Annotated in this window: 14 protein-coding genes; 11 read left to right on the forward strand and 3 right to left on the reverse strand. The window is 58.8% G+C overall.

From position 1 onward, the window contains the following. Positions 1–92: 92 nt before the first annotated feature. The 7 genes from H6A60_RS03635 (at position 93) to H6A60_RS03665 (ending at position 8942) form a co-directional block, all read left to right on the forward strand. Positions 93–2171 (forward strand): sensor histidine kinase, encoded by a 2079-nt coding sequence (locus H6A60_RS03635; protein ID WP_205102053.1) that lies wholly within the window; start codon positions 93–95, stop codon positions 2169–2171. Positions 2172–3145: 974 nt separating this feature from the next. Next, positions 3146–5116, forward strand: coding sequence for a multiheme c-type cytochrome (locus H6A60_RS03640; RefSeq protein ID WP_205102054.1), 1971 nt, complete (start codon positions 3146–3148; stop codon positions 5114–5116). 278 nt (positions 5117–5394) lie between these two features. Then, positions 5395–5877: a rhodanese-like domain-containing protein gene (locus H6A60_RS03645; RefSeq protein ID WP_205102055.1), complete on the forward strand. Its 483-nt coding sequence runs from the start codon at positions 5395–5397 to the stop codon at positions 5875–5877. A gap of 148 nt (positions 5878–6025) precedes the next feature. Then, positions 6026–6418, forward strand: coding sequence for a DUF4418 family protein (locus H6A60_RS03650; protein WP_205102056.1), 393 nt, complete (start codon positions 6026–6028; stop codon positions 6416–6418). 136 nt (positions 6419–6554) lie between these two features. Continuing rightward, the gene (locus H6A60_RS03655) at positions 6555–7754 is read left to right on the forward strand and encodes an ABC transporter permease (RefSeq protein ID WP_205102057.1); all 1200 of its coding nucleotides are present in this window, start codon (positions 6555–6557) and stop codon (positions 7752–7754) included. Positions 7755–7758: 4 nt separating this feature from the next. After that, positions 7759–8439, forward strand: a complete 681-nt coding sequence (locus H6A60_RS03660; protein WP_205102058.1) for an ABC transporter ATP-binding protein — start codon at positions 7759–7761, stop codon at positions 8437–8439. 101 nt (positions 8440–8540) lie between these two features. Next, positions 8541–8942, forward strand: coding sequence for a thioredoxin family protein (locus H6A60_RS03665; protein WP_205102059.1), 402 nt, complete (start codon positions 8541–8543; stop codon positions 8940–8942). 98 nt (positions 8943–9040) lie between these two features. On the opposite strand, the gene H6A60_RS03670 is transcribed toward H6A60_RS03665, so the two are convergent. Continuing rightward, positions 9041–10099: a LysR substrate-binding domain-containing protein gene (locus tag H6A60_RS03670; protein ID WP_205102060.1), complete on the reverse strand. Its 1059-nt coding sequence runs from the start codon at positions 10097–10099 to the stop codon at positions 9041–9043. 284 nt (positions 10100–10383) lie between these two features. Here H6A60_RS03670 and H6A60_RS03675 point away from each other — a divergent pair, with 284 nt between their 5' ends. Beyond that, positions 10384–12210 carry an aryl-sulfate sulfotransferase gene (locus H6A60_RS03675; protein WP_205102061.1) on the forward strand — a complete coding sequence of 609 codons (1827 nt, stop codon included), beginning with the start codon at positions 10384–10386 and terminating at the stop codon, positions 12208–12210. Between the two features lie 165 nt (positions 12211–12375). Here the strand turns inward: H6A60_RS03675 and H6A60_RS03680 are convergent, their stop codons facing one another. Together H6A60_RS03680 and H6A60_RS03685 are read right to left on the reverse strand one after the other, a co-directional pair. Continuing rightward, positions 12376–13788: a DUF362 domain-containing protein gene (locus tag H6A60_RS03680; RefSeq protein WP_205102062.1), complete on the reverse strand. Its 1413-nt coding sequence runs from the start codon at positions 13786–13788 to the stop codon at positions 12376–12378. Positions 13789–13860: 72 nt separating this feature from the next. After that, entirely contained in the window at positions 13861–14499 is a 639-nt protein-coding gene (locus H6A60_RS03685; RefSeq protein ID WP_205102063.1) for a flavodoxin, read from the reverse strand. A gap of 185 nt (positions 14500–14684) precedes the next feature. On the opposite strand from H6A60_RS03685, the gene H6A60_RS03690 reads away from it, so the two are divergent. The 3 genes from H6A60_RS03690 to H6A60_RS03700 all read left to right on the forward strand — a co-directional run bounded on the left by H6A60_RS03690 (position 14685) and on the right by H6A60_RS03700 (position 17325). Then, positions 14685–15572: a LysR substrate-binding domain-containing protein gene (locus H6A60_RS03690; protein ID WP_205102064.1), complete on the forward strand. Its 888-nt coding sequence runs from the start codon at positions 14685–14687 to the stop codon at positions 15570–15572. A 252-nt stretch (positions 15573–15824) separates the two neighbouring features. Then, the gene (locus H6A60_RS03695) at positions 15825–16901 is read left to right on the forward strand and encodes an alpha/beta hydrolase (protein ID WP_205102065.1); all 1077 of its coding nucleotides are present in this window, start codon (positions 15825–15827) and stop codon (positions 16899–16901) included. Positions 16902–16932: 31 nt separating this feature from the next. Then, on the forward strand, positions 16933–17325 hold the full coding sequence (locus H6A60_RS03700; protein WP_338054833.1) for an NAD(P)H-dependent oxidoreductase: 393 nt from the start codon (positions 16933–16935) through the stop codon (positions 17323–17325). Positions 17326–17587 lie beyond the last annotated feature (262 nt).

The raw sequence follows: 17587 nt of genomic DNA on the forward strand, positions 1-17587 counted from the left end.
GCTTGCGCTCACTGCTGCGTTTCCATTGTTCATTGTTGCCCGCGTCTCAATCTCGCCGCGCGGCGTCCCGTCTTTGTACGGTACTTTTGGCTTTGCTCTTTGCCTGGACATTTGCATGGACGGCCGCTGCCGATACGTTGGGCGCCGAAGAAAAGCCGCCGCGACAGAGCACGAGCTCCTATATCGGCATGGGGATGGCAACGGGGACGCCTTCGGGCGACGTGCGTGCGGCGATTCAGCCGCAGCTCCATACGTTGAGCGTTCCCAATGGGGTTCTTGCGACGAAAGTCGAAGCCAGCGATCTCTTCTCGCTGCCGACGCCGATGGAAATTCGCCGCGTGCTTCGTATCGGCATTCAGGCTTCGCTCGGCGAAAGCATTTACGCGCCGTGGCTCGCCTATACGGTCGAGGAACTGCGTTACGCGATCGGCCGCGAACGCGTGCGCATTTTGTGGCTTGACGACAATTCGCTTCTTTTGGGCGTGCAGAGCCGACAGCTTGACTTCGTGCTGAGCGACCCCGATACCGTGCTTCGCATGCAGCGCGGCGACGTCATGGAGACGCTCGCCTCCTTTAAGCCCAACGAAGCCGGGCGCGCCGAAGACGGTCAGGCAGGCGTTCTCTTCATGAAGCGTCAGACCGTACAGGCATCGCCTTCGGCGCCCGGCGAGGTGCCGATCGAATTCGCTCGCGGCAAGAGCATGGCGGCGACCGCGCCCGACAAGCTGGCTGCCTGGCTCGCGCCGGCGGCCGCTCTGGTTCGTCACGGCATTCGGCTCGAACAGATTCACGCCAATACCACTTTTTACGGCGAGGACGAAGAGGCGGTACTGCGTGCGGTGCTCGACGGCGAAGAGCGCATCGGCATGCTGCCGAGCTGCTCGCTCGAGCGGATGCAGGCGGCAGGAAAAGTGCACATTGCCCGAGACCTCACGATTCTCGGCGCAGCGCACAACGATCGGCTCGCCTGCGTGCACTCGACGGCAACCTATCCGGGCTGGAGCTTTTCGACGCTTCCCACGACGGACCCCGCACTCAAAAAGAGCATGAACGCGCTCCTCTATTCGATGAGCAATGCGAGCTACGGCGGCGAGTGGACACTTCCGGCGCTTAACCGCGCGGTCTTCGACATGTTCTACGAACTGAAGATCGGCCCTTACGCGGACCTTGCGTCCTGGAGCTTTGAGCGCTTTATGCGCGAGAACGCAGAAGGTCTCGCACTCTCGATTCTCGCGACCTTCATCGTCATTTCCTATGTTGTGAGCTTGTCGGTGCTCGTGCGCCGCAAGACAAAGGAGCTGCGCGAGGCGCTCGAAGCGCGCGACCTCATTGAAGCGGAGGCCGCACAGTCGCGCGCGCATATTGCGAACCTCGAGCGCACGGGGATCGTCGGGCAGATGTCGACCATCATTGCGCACGAATTGAAGCAGCCCCTTTCGGCGATCATGAATTACGCCAACGGCCTGCACCGAAGGACAAAGGCGGGTAAGTTCGATCAGGAGAGCTTCAACTGGGCGCTCGAAGAGATCGTTTCGGAAGCCGACCGCGCAAGTGAAATCGTCAACCGCGTGCGCGCGTACGCCAAGCATGACTATCCGCCGAGAAAGGTGACGGATTTGGCCGACGTCATCTCGAACGCCATCACGACATTCCGTCGCTCGCGTCAGACGCGCGCCGAGATTGTCGTGCGCGTGAGCCGGCACTCGATGGCCGAAGTCGACGCTTGGGAAATCGAATTGGCGGTCCTCAATCTCTTAAAGAACGCGGCAGACGCCGTTTCGGGCGTTTTCCACCCGCAGATCGAGGTGGCGCTCGAGCCGCTTGACGCAAAAACCTGGGCGCTAACGGTGGCGGACAACGGCCCCTACCTCTCCGACGAGCAGCTCGCCCTCTTCTTTAAGCCCCTGCAAACAACCAAGGGCGCCAAGGGGCTTGGACTCGGGCTTTCTATCATCGCCAACATCGCCGAACGGCATGCCGGCCGCATTACGGTTGAGCGCAACGGCGCGCGCGGCGTGAAGTTCACCTTTACGCTGCCGCGCATTCCCGATCCCGAGGAAAAGCTCGAAGACGTCATGCTGCCGCCGCAGCTTGCGGTCTATGAGGGCGAGGACAAGACGCGCGGCGAAAATCCACCGAAGGCGCTCCCTCTGGGCGAACAAAAGAACTGAGCCTATCCAAACGTCTCAAGGGTGGCGGCTGCCAAAGAGGAAGTTCGCGGCGGCAGCCGATTGAACGCAAACGCGTAAAAGACGAAGCGGTGGCCCAATTCAAAATTCGGGCGCCGCTTCGTCTTTTGCATTTTGAGCGTTTGCTCATTGGGCGGGATCGCGGTGTACCGGTTCGGCACCAGACGCGAAATCGATATTCGTCTTACGAGCGAAATGTCGATTTTTTTATTTCCCGAGCGCGCGGACGGGAGTACAAAAAGACGCGGCGAATCGTGCTCGAACGGTGTCCTGCAAGGGAGCGCGGTCATGCGCGAAATCCGTCCGACGGTCTAGTACTGCGGGAGGATGCCTACAGGTCGGCAGCAGGAAGCCGCAGCAGAAAGGTCGGCGTTTAGATTTTCTTAACTATTGAACACTTATCATCGATAGTATTTCATCTAAAAACAGATGAGGATAAACCCTAATTAAGATGAATTCTTAAGAATCGAATCCCTCAAAAGTCCCTGTTTACAGTTGTTTTATGTAAAAAGCTTAAAGTAGTCAGGTGATAGGGGATCTTGCATGAATTTTCGCAGTATTGGAATCGACGTTTACGGTAAACGGAAAAAAATGCGATGAAAAGGCTTTTTTATCTTTAAGAATTACTTAATGAGAGGTAAATTCGTTCGGTTTTATTGAATAACCTGTTTTAGGTGAAGAGGGACATCAATTTTGTGTTAAAAATTCATAAAAATCAGAATAGTTACTTAAATTCACCTCTAAGAGAGTAGGTAAAAACGCGATGTCGAAAAATTTGCCTGTTGACGCCGACGAAAAGAATCGAGCTTTGAGGGACAAAGATCTTTCTTAAATCGAAATTAAGGAGTACAGTGCAGGCGTGGTTCCGCGAGGGACTGCTTTTGACCTCAAAGAAGCCGAATCGAAAGAAGAGGCCCGATAAACCCCCCTACGAAGAGACCCGTAAGGAGCTAAATATGACCAAGCAACACAAGCTTCTGTCTCTGGCCGCTTGCCTCAGCACCGCTTTTGCCGCGACGGCTTTTGCCGCTGACGCCCCGGCTGCTGCCGACACCCAGAAGGTGGATCTGCCGCGCACGCTCGAAGGTTATGTCGCTCAGGACAAGGCGTTCTGGGACTACCTCAAGGCGAATCACCCCTACTTCAAGTCCTATTTGAAGGAAGGCCGTGTGGTCGGTAAGTTCACGATGTCCGACCGTAACGAAGAATGGGTTGAATTCGGCGGCGGCGACAAGTACGCCGAAAAGACGGGCCGTCACACTGCCGTGACGTATCGTCTGCCGTATGAATCCTTCCTCGATCTGCCGAACAAGTTCGTCGGCCCGAAGAAGTGCGGCGAATGCCACCCGGCGCAGTACGAACGTTGGGAACGTTCGCGTCACAACAAGATCGTCCGCTTCCCGGAAGAACTGACGGAAGTTGGCGGCGACCTGAAGAAGCCGCTCTACAACTCCAAGGCCTCCGTCCTGCCGGAAGGCGTTGAAGCCGACGACATCTACGTCACGATGGGTACGCCGCGTACGAAGTACGGCTTCGTCGACAAGTGGCTTGTCCGTGGTACCTACCACGTTGAAGGCGGTAACCTCTCTGCCGGTACCGGTAAGATGGTCGCCGGCGGTAACCAGTTCTCCCGCAACTGGGCCGAACACATCACCCCTGAAGTTGCCAAGAAGATCAACGCTTGGGATCCGACCTTCCCGACCAAGCTCGAAGACTTCGGCGCTCAGTCCTCGAACGTTTGGGGCTTCAACTCCTACGGTTCTTCGAACCGCACGCAGGCCATGTTCCAGCCGGGTTCGTCCTACTGCGAAATCTGCCATACGTGGAAGTTCGACTTCAAGAGCCAGGATGAACTCTTCGCCGCTCTCGGCGACGCCAAGAAGCTTCGCGCTCACACGGTTGCGAAGGGCGTCTCCTGCGAAGAATGCCACGGCGCAGGTGCTCACCTTTACGGTGCCCGCGGTGCCGGCATGCCGTCGAACTGCGAACGCTGCCACCAGCGCTTCGTCTACAACGCCGACGATGCCGCCAAGAACTTCAAGACCCCGTTCAACACCTACTTCAAGAGCTTCTGCCCGGCTTGCGGTACCGAAGGTTCGCAGTCGCACTACACGAAGCACTATCAGAAGGGCATGCGCTGCACGACCTGCCATGACCCGCATGAAGTGACGTCGAACGACTGGGCTTCGCACTACACCGTCCCGAACCTCAAGAAGGAATGCCAGGACTGCCATACGACGGCTGCCTACTTCTTCTCGAAGGGCGGTACGCACAGCCGCAACAGCTGCACGTCCTGCCATATGCCGATGATGGGTTCGTGCGAAAACTTCGCCTCGATCCAGCGTCCTGACCTCGCCGGCTTCGACAACGTCCGCCGCTCGCACATCTGGCGCATCCTGGTCGACCCGGAAAAGAAGTCGATCAACCCGCCTGACGGCGCCAAGGACCGCAAGCTGACGAACCCGAAGGGCTGGCACCTCACGAAGGACGATGGTCGTCCCTACCTTGACCTGATGTGGACCTGCGGCCGCACGGCCTTTGCCGATAAGTACGTTGTCGATGCGATGGGCTGCCACAGCCCGATCCAGTCGAAGTTCCCGGAAAGCATGCGCTTCAAGGATCAGAAGACCATCTACAACAAGGTTCTCGCTTGGCAGACCCCCGTCAAGGAAGGCTATGCGAAGGTCATCGCCGACCTGACGAACATCAACGACATGCTCAAGATCGCGAAGCTCTCGACGGCCGACCGTGCTCAGGCTCAGCTCTATGCTGAAGAAGCCCGCATCAACGCCGCCAAGATCAAGGACGACGGTTCCTGGGGTGTCCACTCGCCGCAGTTCTCGAAGCAGTTGATCAGCGAAGCCCAGACGTATTGCGAACAGGCTCTCGCTATCATCAACGGCGCCAGCAAGACCGCCAAGAAGTAATTCCTGCGTGAATCTTGCCTGACTTTCGAGAAAAGTCGCTAGGCTAGTAGAAAGCGCCGATCGTGCAAACGATCGGCGCTTTCGTCCTATTGGGCCCGATAAGTCGGATGCAAAGTCTTCTCCGATCGGGAAAACGAGCAGGAGGGGCCGATCCTCGAATAACGTCTGCTTAATGTTGTCTCGATAAGCTGAACGCATGATGCGGCTTCGTGCGTTCGATATGAACGGCTTGCGAAGGAGCCGCACGAGGCTCCACTTCAGATCAGGCAGAAATACATATGAAGACCAAGCTTCTTGCGCCCATTTGTGCGGCGCTCGCCGCCTTTGCGGTTGTTCCCGCCGCGAACGTACAGGCCGCCGAAGGTCAGACGGTGCAGCAGATGCGCCAGGCGATTCCGCTGTCCCTGAGCCGCGTCGCCAAGGTGATCGGTCAGCCCGGTGTCTATCTCTTTGATTGCAACCCCGAAGACATCTACGAGCAGAGCCATCTGAAGGGCGCCATCAAGACGAACGTTGAAGGCTGGGAAAAGCTCTTGCCCAAAGACAAGAAGAACACATTCCTCATCTTCTACTGCATCAATCGCCTCTGCAATGTCTCGTTCGAGATCTCGCAGGTTGCGATTGAAATGGGCTACGAGAACGTCTATCTCATGCCCGACGGCATCCAGGGCTGGGTACAGCACGGTTATGAATTCGAAGGCACGGGTCGTCAGGATCCGGGGCTCGAAGCGGCGCGTCAACGCCGCGAAGCGCAGCAGTAAGCTGCAACCTCCCGGCCGGCTGCGTCTCTGCGCTCAATTGCCGGCCGATACCCTCGATCGGTCTGAAGGCGTACGCCCGTGCGGACTTGCGTCGCACGGATTTCCCCTGTCGCTTTGAGTCCGTCCTTTTCCGATTCGGGAGCTCGTCATGAAGAAACCCGCCTTTTTCTCCGGTTTTGTGATGATGATCGTCGGCGCAGCGCTTGCGCTCGCCGCCATGTACGGACTGCCGCACTGCGGCGGTGAAACGCCCATGCGCTGCATTTGGATGCTGCGTGCTGTGGGCGGACTCGGTATGGTTATCGCCGTTCTGGGCGTTGCGATGCAGTTTGCCGCTCGCGAGATCGCGATGGGGCTGCAGATCGCCAACGCGTTGAACGGCATCCTTGTTGTGTCGCTTGCGACCTTCCTGATCGGTGCCTGCCCGAATCCGCTCATGCGTTGCCACACGATCACCGAACCCGTGCTCGTCGTCTGGGGTGCCGCCATTGCGCTCGTTGCGCTTGCGGACTTCTGGCGCCTCTCGAAGAAGCACGACTGACGAATTTGGGAGCGGTCGCATGCGCCTGAAGCGTACGCAGCCGCTTGACGAAGCTGCAGCCGCCCCGCGAGGGGACCGATAGGACTGCAGACGTCCCGCTTCCTCAGGCAAGCGGGCATTTCCATACGGTAGAACGATGCCGCCACTCTCCTCATTGCGCATTGCGCTCGCCAATCTCTCGCAAAAGCCCTTCCGCTCGATGAGTCTCGCGCTCATCGTGGCCATCTTCTCCTTCATGCTTTTCTCGGGCACCATGGTTTCGGCCAATCTGCAGGCGGGCATTCAGTCGCTCTCCGCCCGCATGGGGGCGGACCTCCTCGTCGTGCCGCAGGGCGAAGGCAAGAAAATCGAAAGCGTCATTCTTCGTGCCGAACCCACGACCTTCTACATCGACGAGTCGCTCCTCAATGTCGTGCAGAAAATCGACGGCGTCGCGCAGGCTTCGGGGCAGCTCTTCATTTCGTCGCTTGACGCGCAGTGCTGTTCGGTGAAGGTGCAGCTGATCGGTATCGACCAGGCAACGGACTTTGTTGTCGGTCCTTGGTTGAAGAAAGCATCCGACCATCCGCTCAAAGAGAATGAAGTCATCGTCGGCGACTACATCTTCGGCGAGATCGGCTCCGAGCTCATGTTCTACAACCAGAAGTTCAAGATCGTCGGACGACTTGAACCGACGGGCATGGGCTTTGACTCGTCGATCTTTATGACGCTCGATATGGCGCGCAAGCTCGGGGAAATCGCCACGCCCGAAAAAGCCGATCAGATTGAAAAATCGCTCTCGGCCATCCTCGTGCGCGTTAAGCCCGGCGTCGACCCGATTTCGATTTCCGACGGCGTGCTCGACCAATTGGGGCTGCGTGCGAACGTCAATTTCGTCTTCGCTTCGAACATGATGAGCGACACGTCGGCGAAACTTCAGAAGATCGTAGGCGTCATGTACTCGGTCGCGGGCGTCTTCTGGCTCGTCGCTGCGCTTGTCATGTTCGTCGTCTACTTCTTTGCCTTCAACGAACGTCAGAAAGAATTCGCCACGTTGCGCGCGCTCGGTGCCTCGAAGCGCCGCGTGATCGGGATCGTCCTCGGCGAATCGACGATGCTCTCGACAATCGGGGCCGTCGTCGGGATTTTCTTCGGCTTTATTGTCGTGAATTTCTTCTCGGTGTCGATTTCGAAGACGATCGGGCTGCCGTACCTTGCGCCTGAAGCGGCCGCTTGGATCGAAGCCTTTGCGATTGCGCTCGTTGCCGGCGTCATCACCTGCCCGCTTGCGGCGCTGCCGACCGCCTGGCGCATCGGCCGCAAGGACATCTACACGTCGCTGCGCGAAGGAGAATAGCGAAATGGCCAATCTCATCGAAGTGAAGAATGTCGGCAAGCGCTACGAACGCGGCGGCCGCCCGTTCTGGGCGCTTCGCAACGCGACGCTCGCTGTCGCTGAAGGCGAATTCGTCACGCTGCTCGGTCGCTCCGGCTCGGGCAAATCGACGCTTCTCAATATCATCGTAGGGCTCCTTTCGCCGACCGAAGGCGAAGCCGTGCTTTGCTCGACGCCCCTCTCGGGGCTTACCGACGAGGCAGCTTCGGAGCTGCGCAACCGCTCGGTCGGCTATGTCCCGCAAGGCGCGGGCGTGCTCTCGACGCTGACGGTGCTCGACAACGTTCGTTTGCCGTGGTACCTCGCCCACCGTGGTCCGGAACCCGAAGGCCGCGCGCAGCAGCTTCTCGAAGAGGTCGGCCTTGGCGACCTCGCAAACCAGTATCCGAGTGCACTCTCGGGTGGGGAGCTGCGCCGTGTCGCGATTGCGCGCGCGCTCATGTGCGAACCGAAGGTGATTGTCGCAGACGAACCTACGTCAAGTCTCGACGCGCAGACGGCGCGCGAAGTCGTTTCGATTTTCCGCCGCTTGGCCGACAAGGGGACGGGCGTTCTCATGGTGACGCACGATACCTTCAGCGTCGACGTTTCGGACCGGCTCTACGACATGGCCGAAGGCGTGCTCACCGAACGCGCGAAAGCCTGAAGCGGCTTGCCGCAGACGGTGCTTAAGGTTGAACGAGCGCTTTGCTCGCTACAATCCGACGCATCAGACCGCATCAATTTCCTCATCTAGGAGACAGGAACATGTTTCGTCGTCAATTCGTCGCAGCCGTCCTCGGCTCGGCCCTCATTGCGCTTTCCGCCGGTGCCGCCGCTGCCGAACAGAAGAAGGAGCCCTTCCCCGTCGCGGGCAAGGTGACGGTGGTCGACTTCGGTGCGCCCTGGTGCGCAGGCTGCCCCGAAACCGAACAGGTCATGCGCGACCTGCAGAAGGAGTACGGCGATAAGGTCGCGTTCGTCATCATCAATGTCGACGAGTATCGCGGCATTGAAGACAAGTATCTTATCGAAACGATGCCTTCGCAGATGTTCTACGACAAGACGGGTGAACCGATTTGGATCCACAAGGGCCAGATCGATCACGATACGCTTCGCGAGCGCGTCAACATCCTGCTCGAAGGACCGGATGAATCCGATAAGAAGTGATCTTGGGGTGCGCCGTCCGCAAGCTTTGTATGGCGGGCGGCACGAAAACCAATCGTTCAATTGGAGAAGCCGCTCGGCAGCGAATGCCGGGCGGCTTTTTAGCGCGACCGAGCTGGATTGAACGGTCTGTCGCTCAATAGCCCGGCAGACAGTTTTTCCGGCATCGACGATTCACGGTTGACGGCAGATGGTTCCTGCGTTGTATCCGCCGAATCCGATACGTCGCAGCCCGCATAGGTCGCGAAGAGGCCGCGCAGCCAGACGAGAGCCGGATCTCGGTCCGTTCTCTCGTGCCAGATGATGCGCGTGTAGTAGAGCGTCGCTTCCTGGCCGTTCGGACCGTAGGGGAGCACCGTGAGTGGCTCGCGCAGATAGGTTGTGAGCGCGAGCGCCGTGTCTTTCGGAAGAATGGCCGTGAAATTCGTGCGTTCGAGGAGTGCCGGAACGGCTAGGAAATAGGGCACAGAGAAAGCGGCATCCTGAACGCTGCGTCCGAGAAAGCGACTCTCGTCGAGAACGAACTGCTGGCGTTCTTTGAGCGAACGGTTCGAGACCACGATCTTGCGGTAGCGAGAGATCTCCTCAATCGGCAGCTCACCATGCTCGAGCCAGTACTTCTCGAGCGGGTGCCCCTTTCGCACGCAAAGCGAATACGTCACCGGATAGAGAAGCTTCTCGCGAAAACTCGGCAGGATCGGGCGCGTTGAGGGCAGCACGGCGAGGTCGATGGCACCCGACGCGAGTTCGTCAAAGAGGTCGTCTTCGATTTGGCGGATTTCGACGCTCACCCCGGGGGCACTTTCGCAGAGCTTCTCGAGGACGCCGAGCATAACGGCAAAAATGGCGTTGTCGACCGCCCCGATGCGGAAGGTTCGCTTGAGGGTTGCGGGCGAAAATACTTCCGGCTCGAGCAGATCGGCGCTCGAACGAATGATCGATCGGATCACGGGCTCGAGCGCGAGAACGCGCGCTGTCGGAATCATGTTGGGCGTCGAGCGCAAAAAGAGCGGATCGCCCAGGAGTTCGCGCAGGCGCTTCAGGCGTCTCGAGGCGCTCGAGAGATTGCTCGCCGTGGCTTTGGCGGCTTCCGTGAGTGAGCGAGATTCGATCAGTGCGCAGAGAAAGCGCATGTCGCCGAGCGAAATGTCATCAAGCAAAGCTTCGTTCGATGAAATTGAGGACGGTTCCGAAGACATCTTCATAAAAAGGAATTGTGTATCGCACTTTCAGCAAGAGACCTGAGGAACATCAGTCTATTGCTGCGGCGGGGCTCTTCCTAGAATTTTAGCGAGCCCGAAGAGGCGTTCCGAGTGGAAATTCTCTGTGCTTCGCGGGCTGCGTTCTGTTGCAAAGGGCTGATTTAGACGTGCGAAACGACCAGCACGCAACTTGAGGCCCCAATCCACGCAGACGATTCCAACAAACAAAAGGAGATACTCAGATGGATATCCGCCAAACGATTCTTGCCGGTGCCGTTGCTTTTGCCGCCGCCGCCTCTCTTTCGAGCGGCGCCATGGCAATGGGCGGCGCAAGCGGTGCGCACGTCACCTACCCGACGACGGGCAAGATCGGCGCCGTGATCATGAACCCGTACAAGATTGCGCCGCTCACGGCCGTCATTCGCAACGGCGGCTATGTCCTCACGGACATCACGGTTCGCATCGTGCCGAAGGAAGGCGGCCAGGAAATCAAGTACAAGGTGAGCGACGCGCAGGCGCGCACGCACGGCGGCATCCCGGTTTTCGGCCTCTACGGCGGCTATCGCAACACGGTTGAGGTCTCCTACACGAAGACGGCGTTCGGCAAATCCGAAAAGGTCTCCGAAAGCTACAAGATCTATGCGCAGCCCGCGTCGCTGCAGCAGGCCGGTTACGCCGGCGTGCGCGACTCCTTCTTCAAGGTCAACGTCAAGAAAGTCGACCCCGAATTCAAGGACCGTCTCATCCTCGTCAACAACATGATCGCCGCGCCTGCGGACTCGACGCGTGCCGTCTGGAACAACCCGATCGGCGGCGCGCTCGAATGGAACCGCTATCCGCAGAACGCCATCATCGACACGACGGGCGAAATCCGCTGGTACATGAATCCAGACCCCATCTTCGACTTCAACGACATTTACAAGGCCGGCATCATGATGGGCTTCCGTCAGAACAAGGACGGCGCCTTCACGTGGGGCTACGGCCAGCGCTACGTCAAGTACGACCTGATGGGCCGTGAAATCTGGAACCACCGCCTGCCCGACGGCTACAACGACTTCTCGCACGCGATGGATCCGATGCAAAACGGCCACTATCTCGTTCGCGTCGCTTCGTCCGACGTCAAGCGCCCCGACGGCAAGCATGTCCGCTCTGTCCGCGACGTGATCATTGAAGTCGATGAAAACGGCGTCGTCGTTGACGAATGGCGTCTCTTCGACATCCTTGACCCCTATCGCGACGTCGTTCTGAAGGCGCTTGACCAGGGTGCCGTGTGCCTTAACATCGATGCCTCGAAGGCCGGTCAGACGATGACGGCCGATCAGCTCGCCGCGCAGGACAAGAACGACCAGTTCGGCGATATCGTGGGTTCGGGTGCGGGCCGCAACTGGGCGCACGTCAACTCCGTCGACTATGACCCGACCGACGACTCGATCATCATCTCTTCCCGTCACCAGTCCGCGCTTATCAAGATCGGCCGCGACAAGCAGGTGAAGTGGATCATGGGTTCGCCCGAGGGCTGGAGCGACAAGTACAAAGACAAGGTCCTCACGCCGGTCGACAAGGACGGCAAGCCCATCAAGTGCGAAGGTTCGACCTGCGAAGGCGGCTTTGACTGGAGCTGGACGCAGCATACGGGCTGGCGCATCGACTCGAAGTCCGACAAGAACATCTTCTATCTCTCGGTCTTCGACAACGGCGACGCCCGCGGCATGGAACAGCCCCCGATGCCCGACATGAAGTATTCGCGTGCCGTGATCTACAAGATCGACCAGAAGAAGATGACGGTCGAACAGGTTTGGGAATACGGCAAGGAACGCGGCCACGAATGGTACAGCCCCGTGACGTCGCTCACCGAATACATGCCGGACAAGGATTCGGTGTTCGTCTACTCGGCCACGGCCGGCGCGGCCTTCAACTTCAAGACCGGCGCCTTCGAATCGGCCCCGAACCCCTTCATCAACGAGTTCAAGTGGGGTGCGAAGGAACCGTCGCTTGAAATTCAGCTCGAAAACACCTCCGGCTACCAGGCCATGGTGGTTGACGTTCAGAAGGCCTTCAACGCCAAGTAATTTTTCGAGAGCGCCGCAGCGGGGCGCACATCAACGGATCTTCAGCCGTTGCGCCCCGCCTGCAACGCATCTTCACCTTCGTCAGTTTCTCTCTGACTTCGTCCCGGGAAAGCCTCTGCGCCGACTCGGGATTTTTTTCGAACGCTGGACTTGCTTTTCGCGAATTCAGACGCGAACAAGTTCGATGCCTTCCGCATGCCCGAGATTGCGTCCGTATTGCTTGTCGACCGTGTTGTTCCAGTGCTCGTGCACGCCGAGCGACAGCACGCGCCGACCCGAGCCGTCTTCGTAGGGGGTGCCCGACGGGGCGCTTCCCGCGAGTGCGGCTTCGTGCAGGTAGTTTTCGACGCCGTCGTTGCCTTTCAATGCCGAATTGCGCGAGGTCATGTTGGGCTCGTTCATCAAAAAGTCGGCTCCAACCGAGTCGATTGCGACCGGATCCTGCGACGCAAAAAGACTCGCAGAGAAGCCGCCGTTAAAGGGCGGCATCGACCACTTTGCTGCCGCTTCCGTCAAAGCGACGCTCTCGCCCGTCGCTGTCAAAAGGCCGTCGAGGAGGTAGAGCACGGTTTTGCCGCCGAGATGCGCGTGTGCCATCAGGTCGACGAGTACGGAATAGTCGCCGCGGCTAGCGCCCGCAACATTGCCGTGCAGACCGGCCGCTTGCGGAGCGCGCATGCGGTCGCCGTTGACAAACGAACCGAAATGGTTTTTGCCGCAAAGCGTAAGACCGTAGCAATGGCCTTTGAGGTTCGCGAGGTTGATGAGGTATGTCGCTTCGGTAACGCAGTGCGGAATATAGGAAGCTTCGCCGCGAATCGAACCCGCCCAGCGAATGCGTGCCGAGCGGTCGGGTTCGGCGTCGAGTGCAGTTCCCGGCGCCCGATGCCGGAACTGTACGTGCTCGTATTGGCCGGCAGCGACGTATTGCATGAGGTAATTCGGAAAAATGCGCCCCGCGTCGTAGAAGACGATGTCTTCTGGCGAGGCGCCGAGGTGCTCGACCAGATTGTCGAGAAGCGCACGCATGAGGACGGCATTGCCGTAACTCTCTTCCGTGAAGCCCGGCGCGCTAGAGCCGTAGGCGCCCGAACCGTTCATATTCACTTTGACGGCAATTTTTTCGCGCGAGCGGTAGCCCGTCTGCGTCTCACTCGAGTTGCCAAGCCTTCTGCGGTTGTGCGCAACAAAAAGCTTCATCCACGCGCGTCGCATGACGTCCGCCGGCGGCGCCTCGTCAATCGCTGCCGGCACGGTTTCTCCCGCGAGGGACGCAATCGCGCGCTCGAGCATGCGGCGAACGACTTCGTGGTTATAGTGCTCGAGCTCCCACCAGTAGCCTTCGCCCGTCCAGTGAACGGCGTTCGGGGCGTGCACCCAAGCAACACGCCCCGGCATCACGCCGATGCCGCGCCCGAGCGCCGCGTGTTTCCGGAAAACGTTTGCGTCCGGAAACTCGGCTTTGGGCGTCCCGACTTCGTTCGAGCGGGTCCGCTCGGCAGAGAGGTCGGTCGCGGCAGCTGTTGCTGCTGCTGCGGAGGCGGCAGCGGCTAGGAGTGAACGACGGGAGAGCGACATGATGGAATTCCTCGGGAGGCGATGGGAAAGAGCGGGAAGGCTGAACTTCTCGGCCGATTGTTCGAGCGCTCGTTAAGGTCGAGCGTCCGTTTGCTTGAGCCAAAAGGCGACTTCCGGACGAATCGTGTCGTCAGCGGGCGCACGGAGCGCGAGACCGGGGGCGACTTGCGCTTGCGGGCAGGCAGCCGCCATCGCTTCCGGAATGTCGCCGAGATTGCTTCCCATGTGCGTCGTGAACGGCAGGATGCGCTTCCCGGCAAAGCCTTCGCTGCGCAGAAAGTCCGCGAGCACGGCGGGCATCGTGCCGCTCCAGACGGGCGACCCGATGATGTAGATGTCGGCATTGCGAAGTGCTTCAGGGAGCGGTGCTTTGGGGCGGACGCAAATGCCGGCTTTCTCGTCGGCTTTGACTTTGTCGGCGACGGCACGCATCTTGTCCGGATAAGGCACTTCGGGCTCAATGCGCCAAATGGGCGCGCCCGTCATCCTCGCGATCGTTTCGGCCGCGCGCTTCGTTGTGCCCGTCGCCGAAAAGTACAGAACGACGATGCGAGGCGCCGCGCGCTTCGTTCTACCGGCCGCGGCCCAAAGCGGCAACGAGGTGCTTGAAAGCGTGAAGAAGAGGGCGCCTGCAGCGAGCGAGCGCTTGATAAGCGTGCGCCGCACGCCGTTCGAGTGGTTGGGGCGAAAAGCAGTTCGCGGATCTTTCATGGCGATTCTCGGCGAAAAAGACACTGGCGAAAAAGCGGCTTGCCGTCAATGCGAGGTCGAAGAACCTGTTTGGCGCGGGCTTTCGCTTCAGCACTTAAGCCAAGTATCGAAGAACGGCCATAAGATATCAAATGCTTTTGGTTTTGATGATTTTATGCTTATAAGGCATGCTTCGGGAGGCTCTCGTGGAAGTCCGTGTTCTTCGCTATTTCATCGCCGCTGTCGCAGCGGAAAGCATTTCGGGCGCGGCCGAGCGGCTCGGCGTCACGCAGCCGACGCTGTCGCGCCAGTTCATGGACCTGGAAGCAGAGTTCGGTCATGCGCTCTTCATTCGCTCGAATCGCAAGCTGCGCCTTACGGCGAAGGGCGAGCGGTTTTATGAACGTGCGAAGTCGATTGTTGAGCTTTGCGATCGTGCTAAACGCGAAATGCTCGAAGAGGATGAGCTTGCCGGTGAAATCCGCATCGCGGCAGGCGAAACCCCGGCCTTGAAAACACTTGCGCGCGCCATCAAGCGTCTGCAGGCGGTCGCCCCCAAGGTGCGCTGCACGATCGTGAGCGGTGCGGAGCCGACCGTCAAAGCCGAACTGCACTCGGGTGTGACGGACTTCGGCGTTTTTGTGGGTACGGCCGACATTTCGGCCTATTCGACGCTGCGTCTGCATGCCAAGGATGTCTGGGGCGTTCTCACCCGAGCAGACGGTCCCTATGCCGGCAAGACCCGCATTGAGGTGACCGACCTTGTTGACGAGCCAATTCTCTGTTCGAGCCAGGCGTTTGAGCGAAACGAGTTCGCGGGCTGGCTCAATTACCTCGCGCGAGACCTTCATATCGTTGGCACCTTCAATCTCCTCTACAACGCCTATCTCCTTGCCCAAGCCGGCGTCGGTCACGTGCTTGCGCTGCGCGGCATCATCAACCCGGAACCGGGTAGCGGCGTCATTTGGCTGCCGCTCTATCCGAAGCTCGAGGCGGACGTGATCGTCGCTTGGGAGAAGCAGCGGCGCCTTTCTAAGCCCGCGCAGCTTCTGCTCGATTTGCTTCGCGAGGAAGAAGCGGCGCTCGACGCGTAGCGTTCAATTGGCCGTTCGCTGTTTTTTTCGTTGTTCGCTCGTAGTCCATCAAATGCCTAAAAAGCATAAATAGGAATTGCTTATAAGCATTTGTTATTCATTGGATTTTTTCCTACACTCAAACGCCGGTCGGGACGCTCGCAAGCTTCTTTTGGCAGGGCACTCCCGGAAGTTTTTTGCACAGAAGAGCCGCTGCCGCGTTCGAGTGCCGCTTGGCATACCGAGTGCGCGCGGTTTGTTGGGAGTCGCACCATGCCGCTCAAAAAAGCATGTTTAGCCGCGCTTCTTGCGGCATCCGTCATCGGCGCCGGCGTCGGCGCGGCTTCGGCAGAGGAGGCAAATATGCCCGAATCGAGTCTGATCAAAGTGGAGAAACTCAAGCTTGAGTCTCAGTGGGACAAAGTGTTTTCGCAGAGCGAGAAGGTTCTGCACGAAAAGGTTCTCTTCGTGAATCGCTACGGCATCACGCTCGCGGCAGATCTTTATTTGCCAAAGAATGCAGACGGTAAACTTGCGGCCGTCGCGGTGAGCGGCCCCTTCGGAGCCGTGAAGGAGCAGGCTTCGGGCTTTTATGCGCAGACGCTTGCCGAGCGCGGATTCCTGACGATCGCTTTCGATCCGTCTTTTACGGGCGAGAGCGGCGGTACGCCTCGCTATGTGGCTTCGCCCGACATCAATACGGAAGACTTCTCGGCAGCCGTTGACTATCTTCTTTCGCGCGAAGACGTCGATCCCGAACGCATCGGCATTCTCGGCATCTGCGGCTGGGGCGGCATGGCGGTGAATGCCGCAGCGGCCGACACGCGAATCAAGGCGACCGTGGCGTCGACCATGTACGACATGAGCCGCGTTAATGCCCGAGGGTATTTCGACAAGACCGATGTCGACGCACGTTTCGCGTTGCGCGAAGCGCTCAATGCGCAGCGCACGGTCGACTACCGCGCGGGCCGCTACACGCTCGCGGGCGGTCTGCCGGATGCGCGGCCAACCGATGCGCCGCAGTTCGTTCTTGACTATTGGGATTATTACAAGACCGAGCGCGGCTACCACAAGCGTTCGCTCAATTCGAACGGCGGCTGGAACACGACTTCGTCGATTTCGTTCGTCAATATGCCGATCCTCTGCTACGCGGAAGAGATCCGCAGCGCCGTTTTGCTCGTGCACGGCGAAAAGGCGCATTCGCGCTACTTTAGCGAAGACCTCTTCAAGCGGCTCAAAGGCGACAACAAATCGCTTCTCATCGTGGAAGATGCGAATCACACGGATCTCTACGACAGGAAAGTGCCGTTCGAGAGAATCGAAGATTTCTTTAAGACGTATTTGAAGTGACAGGTTGCGAAATGAGCCAAAGAACGAAAAAGTGTTGATTGTCAACGCAGGCGTAAAGCGTCTCGACGGCGAAGGCGGACGTCTCAACGATACGTTGGCATCGTTTGCGCGCGAGGCGTTCGCCGCGGCTGACTTCATTGTTCTAGAGACCGACCTCAAAAAGGCATGGGTTCTCGAGGAAGGGGTGGCGAAGGTTGCGGCAGCACGCCTTCTTCTTGTGCAGACGCCAATCTGGGCGATGACGGCACCCAGGCAGTACATTCGCTGGCAGGATGAAGTACTCACTCACCCGAAGGTCTGCGGAGCAGACGGGCGAACGCGTACATGGGCATGCGACCGTTGGGTTCGACCTTCGCTGTCACGGATGTCTATAAGAATCCGACGATCGAAGCGGATCTTCTGCGATGGCGTGATGCGCTGGTAGCGGCCGTTTCTCGCTTGAAAGTACTGCTGAGTGCGGGTTAGCCGAGCGATCGGTCAAGCCGGAAAAGGCGAAAGGCGTTCCGCTTGCAGCAGGAATCGCTTTTGGGCTGCAGGAGAAAATTGATCGTTAAGTTCAAAGCGTAAAAAGTATCGCAAATAAAGAACGGGAGCTTCCTCAAGCGAAAAGCAGAGGAGGCTCCCTTTTCCAATCCAACCGGATCGCCGATCATTGCGTCGGCTAGCGAGCAAGAAGTCAGTGCCGG

The organism is Sutterella massiliensis (assembly GCF_016899755.1).
GTDB classification, from domain to species: domain Bacteria; phylum Pseudomonadota; class Gammaproteobacteria; order Burkholderiales; family Burkholderiaceae_F; genus Sutterella; species Sutterella massiliensis.

Excerpts from the sequence above, each read along its gene's own strand:
- H6A60_RS03680 (WP_205102062.1), bottom strand. The coding sequence starts at position 13,788 with ATGTCGCTCTCCCGTCGTTCACTCCTAGCCGCTGCCGCCTCCGCAGCA.
- H6A60_RS03645 (WP_205102055.1), top strand. The coding sequence starts at position 5,395 with ATGAAGACCAAGCTTCTTGCGCCCATTTGTGCGGCGCTCGCCGCCTTT.
- H6A60_RS03695 (WP_205102065.1), top strand. The coding sequence starts at position 15,825 with ATGCCGCTCAAAAAAGCATGTTTAGCCGCGCTTCTTGCGGCATCCGTC.
- H6A60_RS03650 (WP_205102056.1), top strand. The coding sequence starts at position 6,026 with ATGAAGAAACCCGCCTTTTTCTCCGGTTTTGTGATGATGATCGTCGGC.
- H6A60_RS03675 (WP_205102061.1), top strand. The coding sequence starts at position 10,384 with ATGGATATCCGCCAAACGATTCTTGCCGGTGCCGTTGCTTTTGCCGCC.
- H6A60_RS03685 (WP_205102063.1), bottom strand. The coding sequence starts at position 14,499 with ATGAAAGATCCGCGAACTGCTTTTCGCCCCAACCACTCGAACGGCGTG.
- H6A60_RS03660 (WP_205102058.1), top strand. The coding sequence starts at position 7,759 with ATGGCCAATCTCATCGAAGTGAAGAATGTCGGCAAGCGCTACGAACGC.
- H6A60_RS03640 (WP_205102054.1), top strand. The coding sequence starts at position 3,146 with ATGACCAAGCAACACAAGCTTCTGTCTCTGGCCGCTTGCCTCAGCACC.
- H6A60_RS03655 (WP_205102057.1), top strand. The coding sequence starts at position 6,555 with ATGCCGCCACTCTCCTCATTGCGCATTGCGCTCGCCAATCTCTCGCAA.
- H6A60_RS03665 (WP_205102059.1), top strand. The coding sequence starts at position 8,541 with ATGTTTCGTCGTCAATTCGTCGCAGCCGTCCTCGGCTCGGCCCTCATT.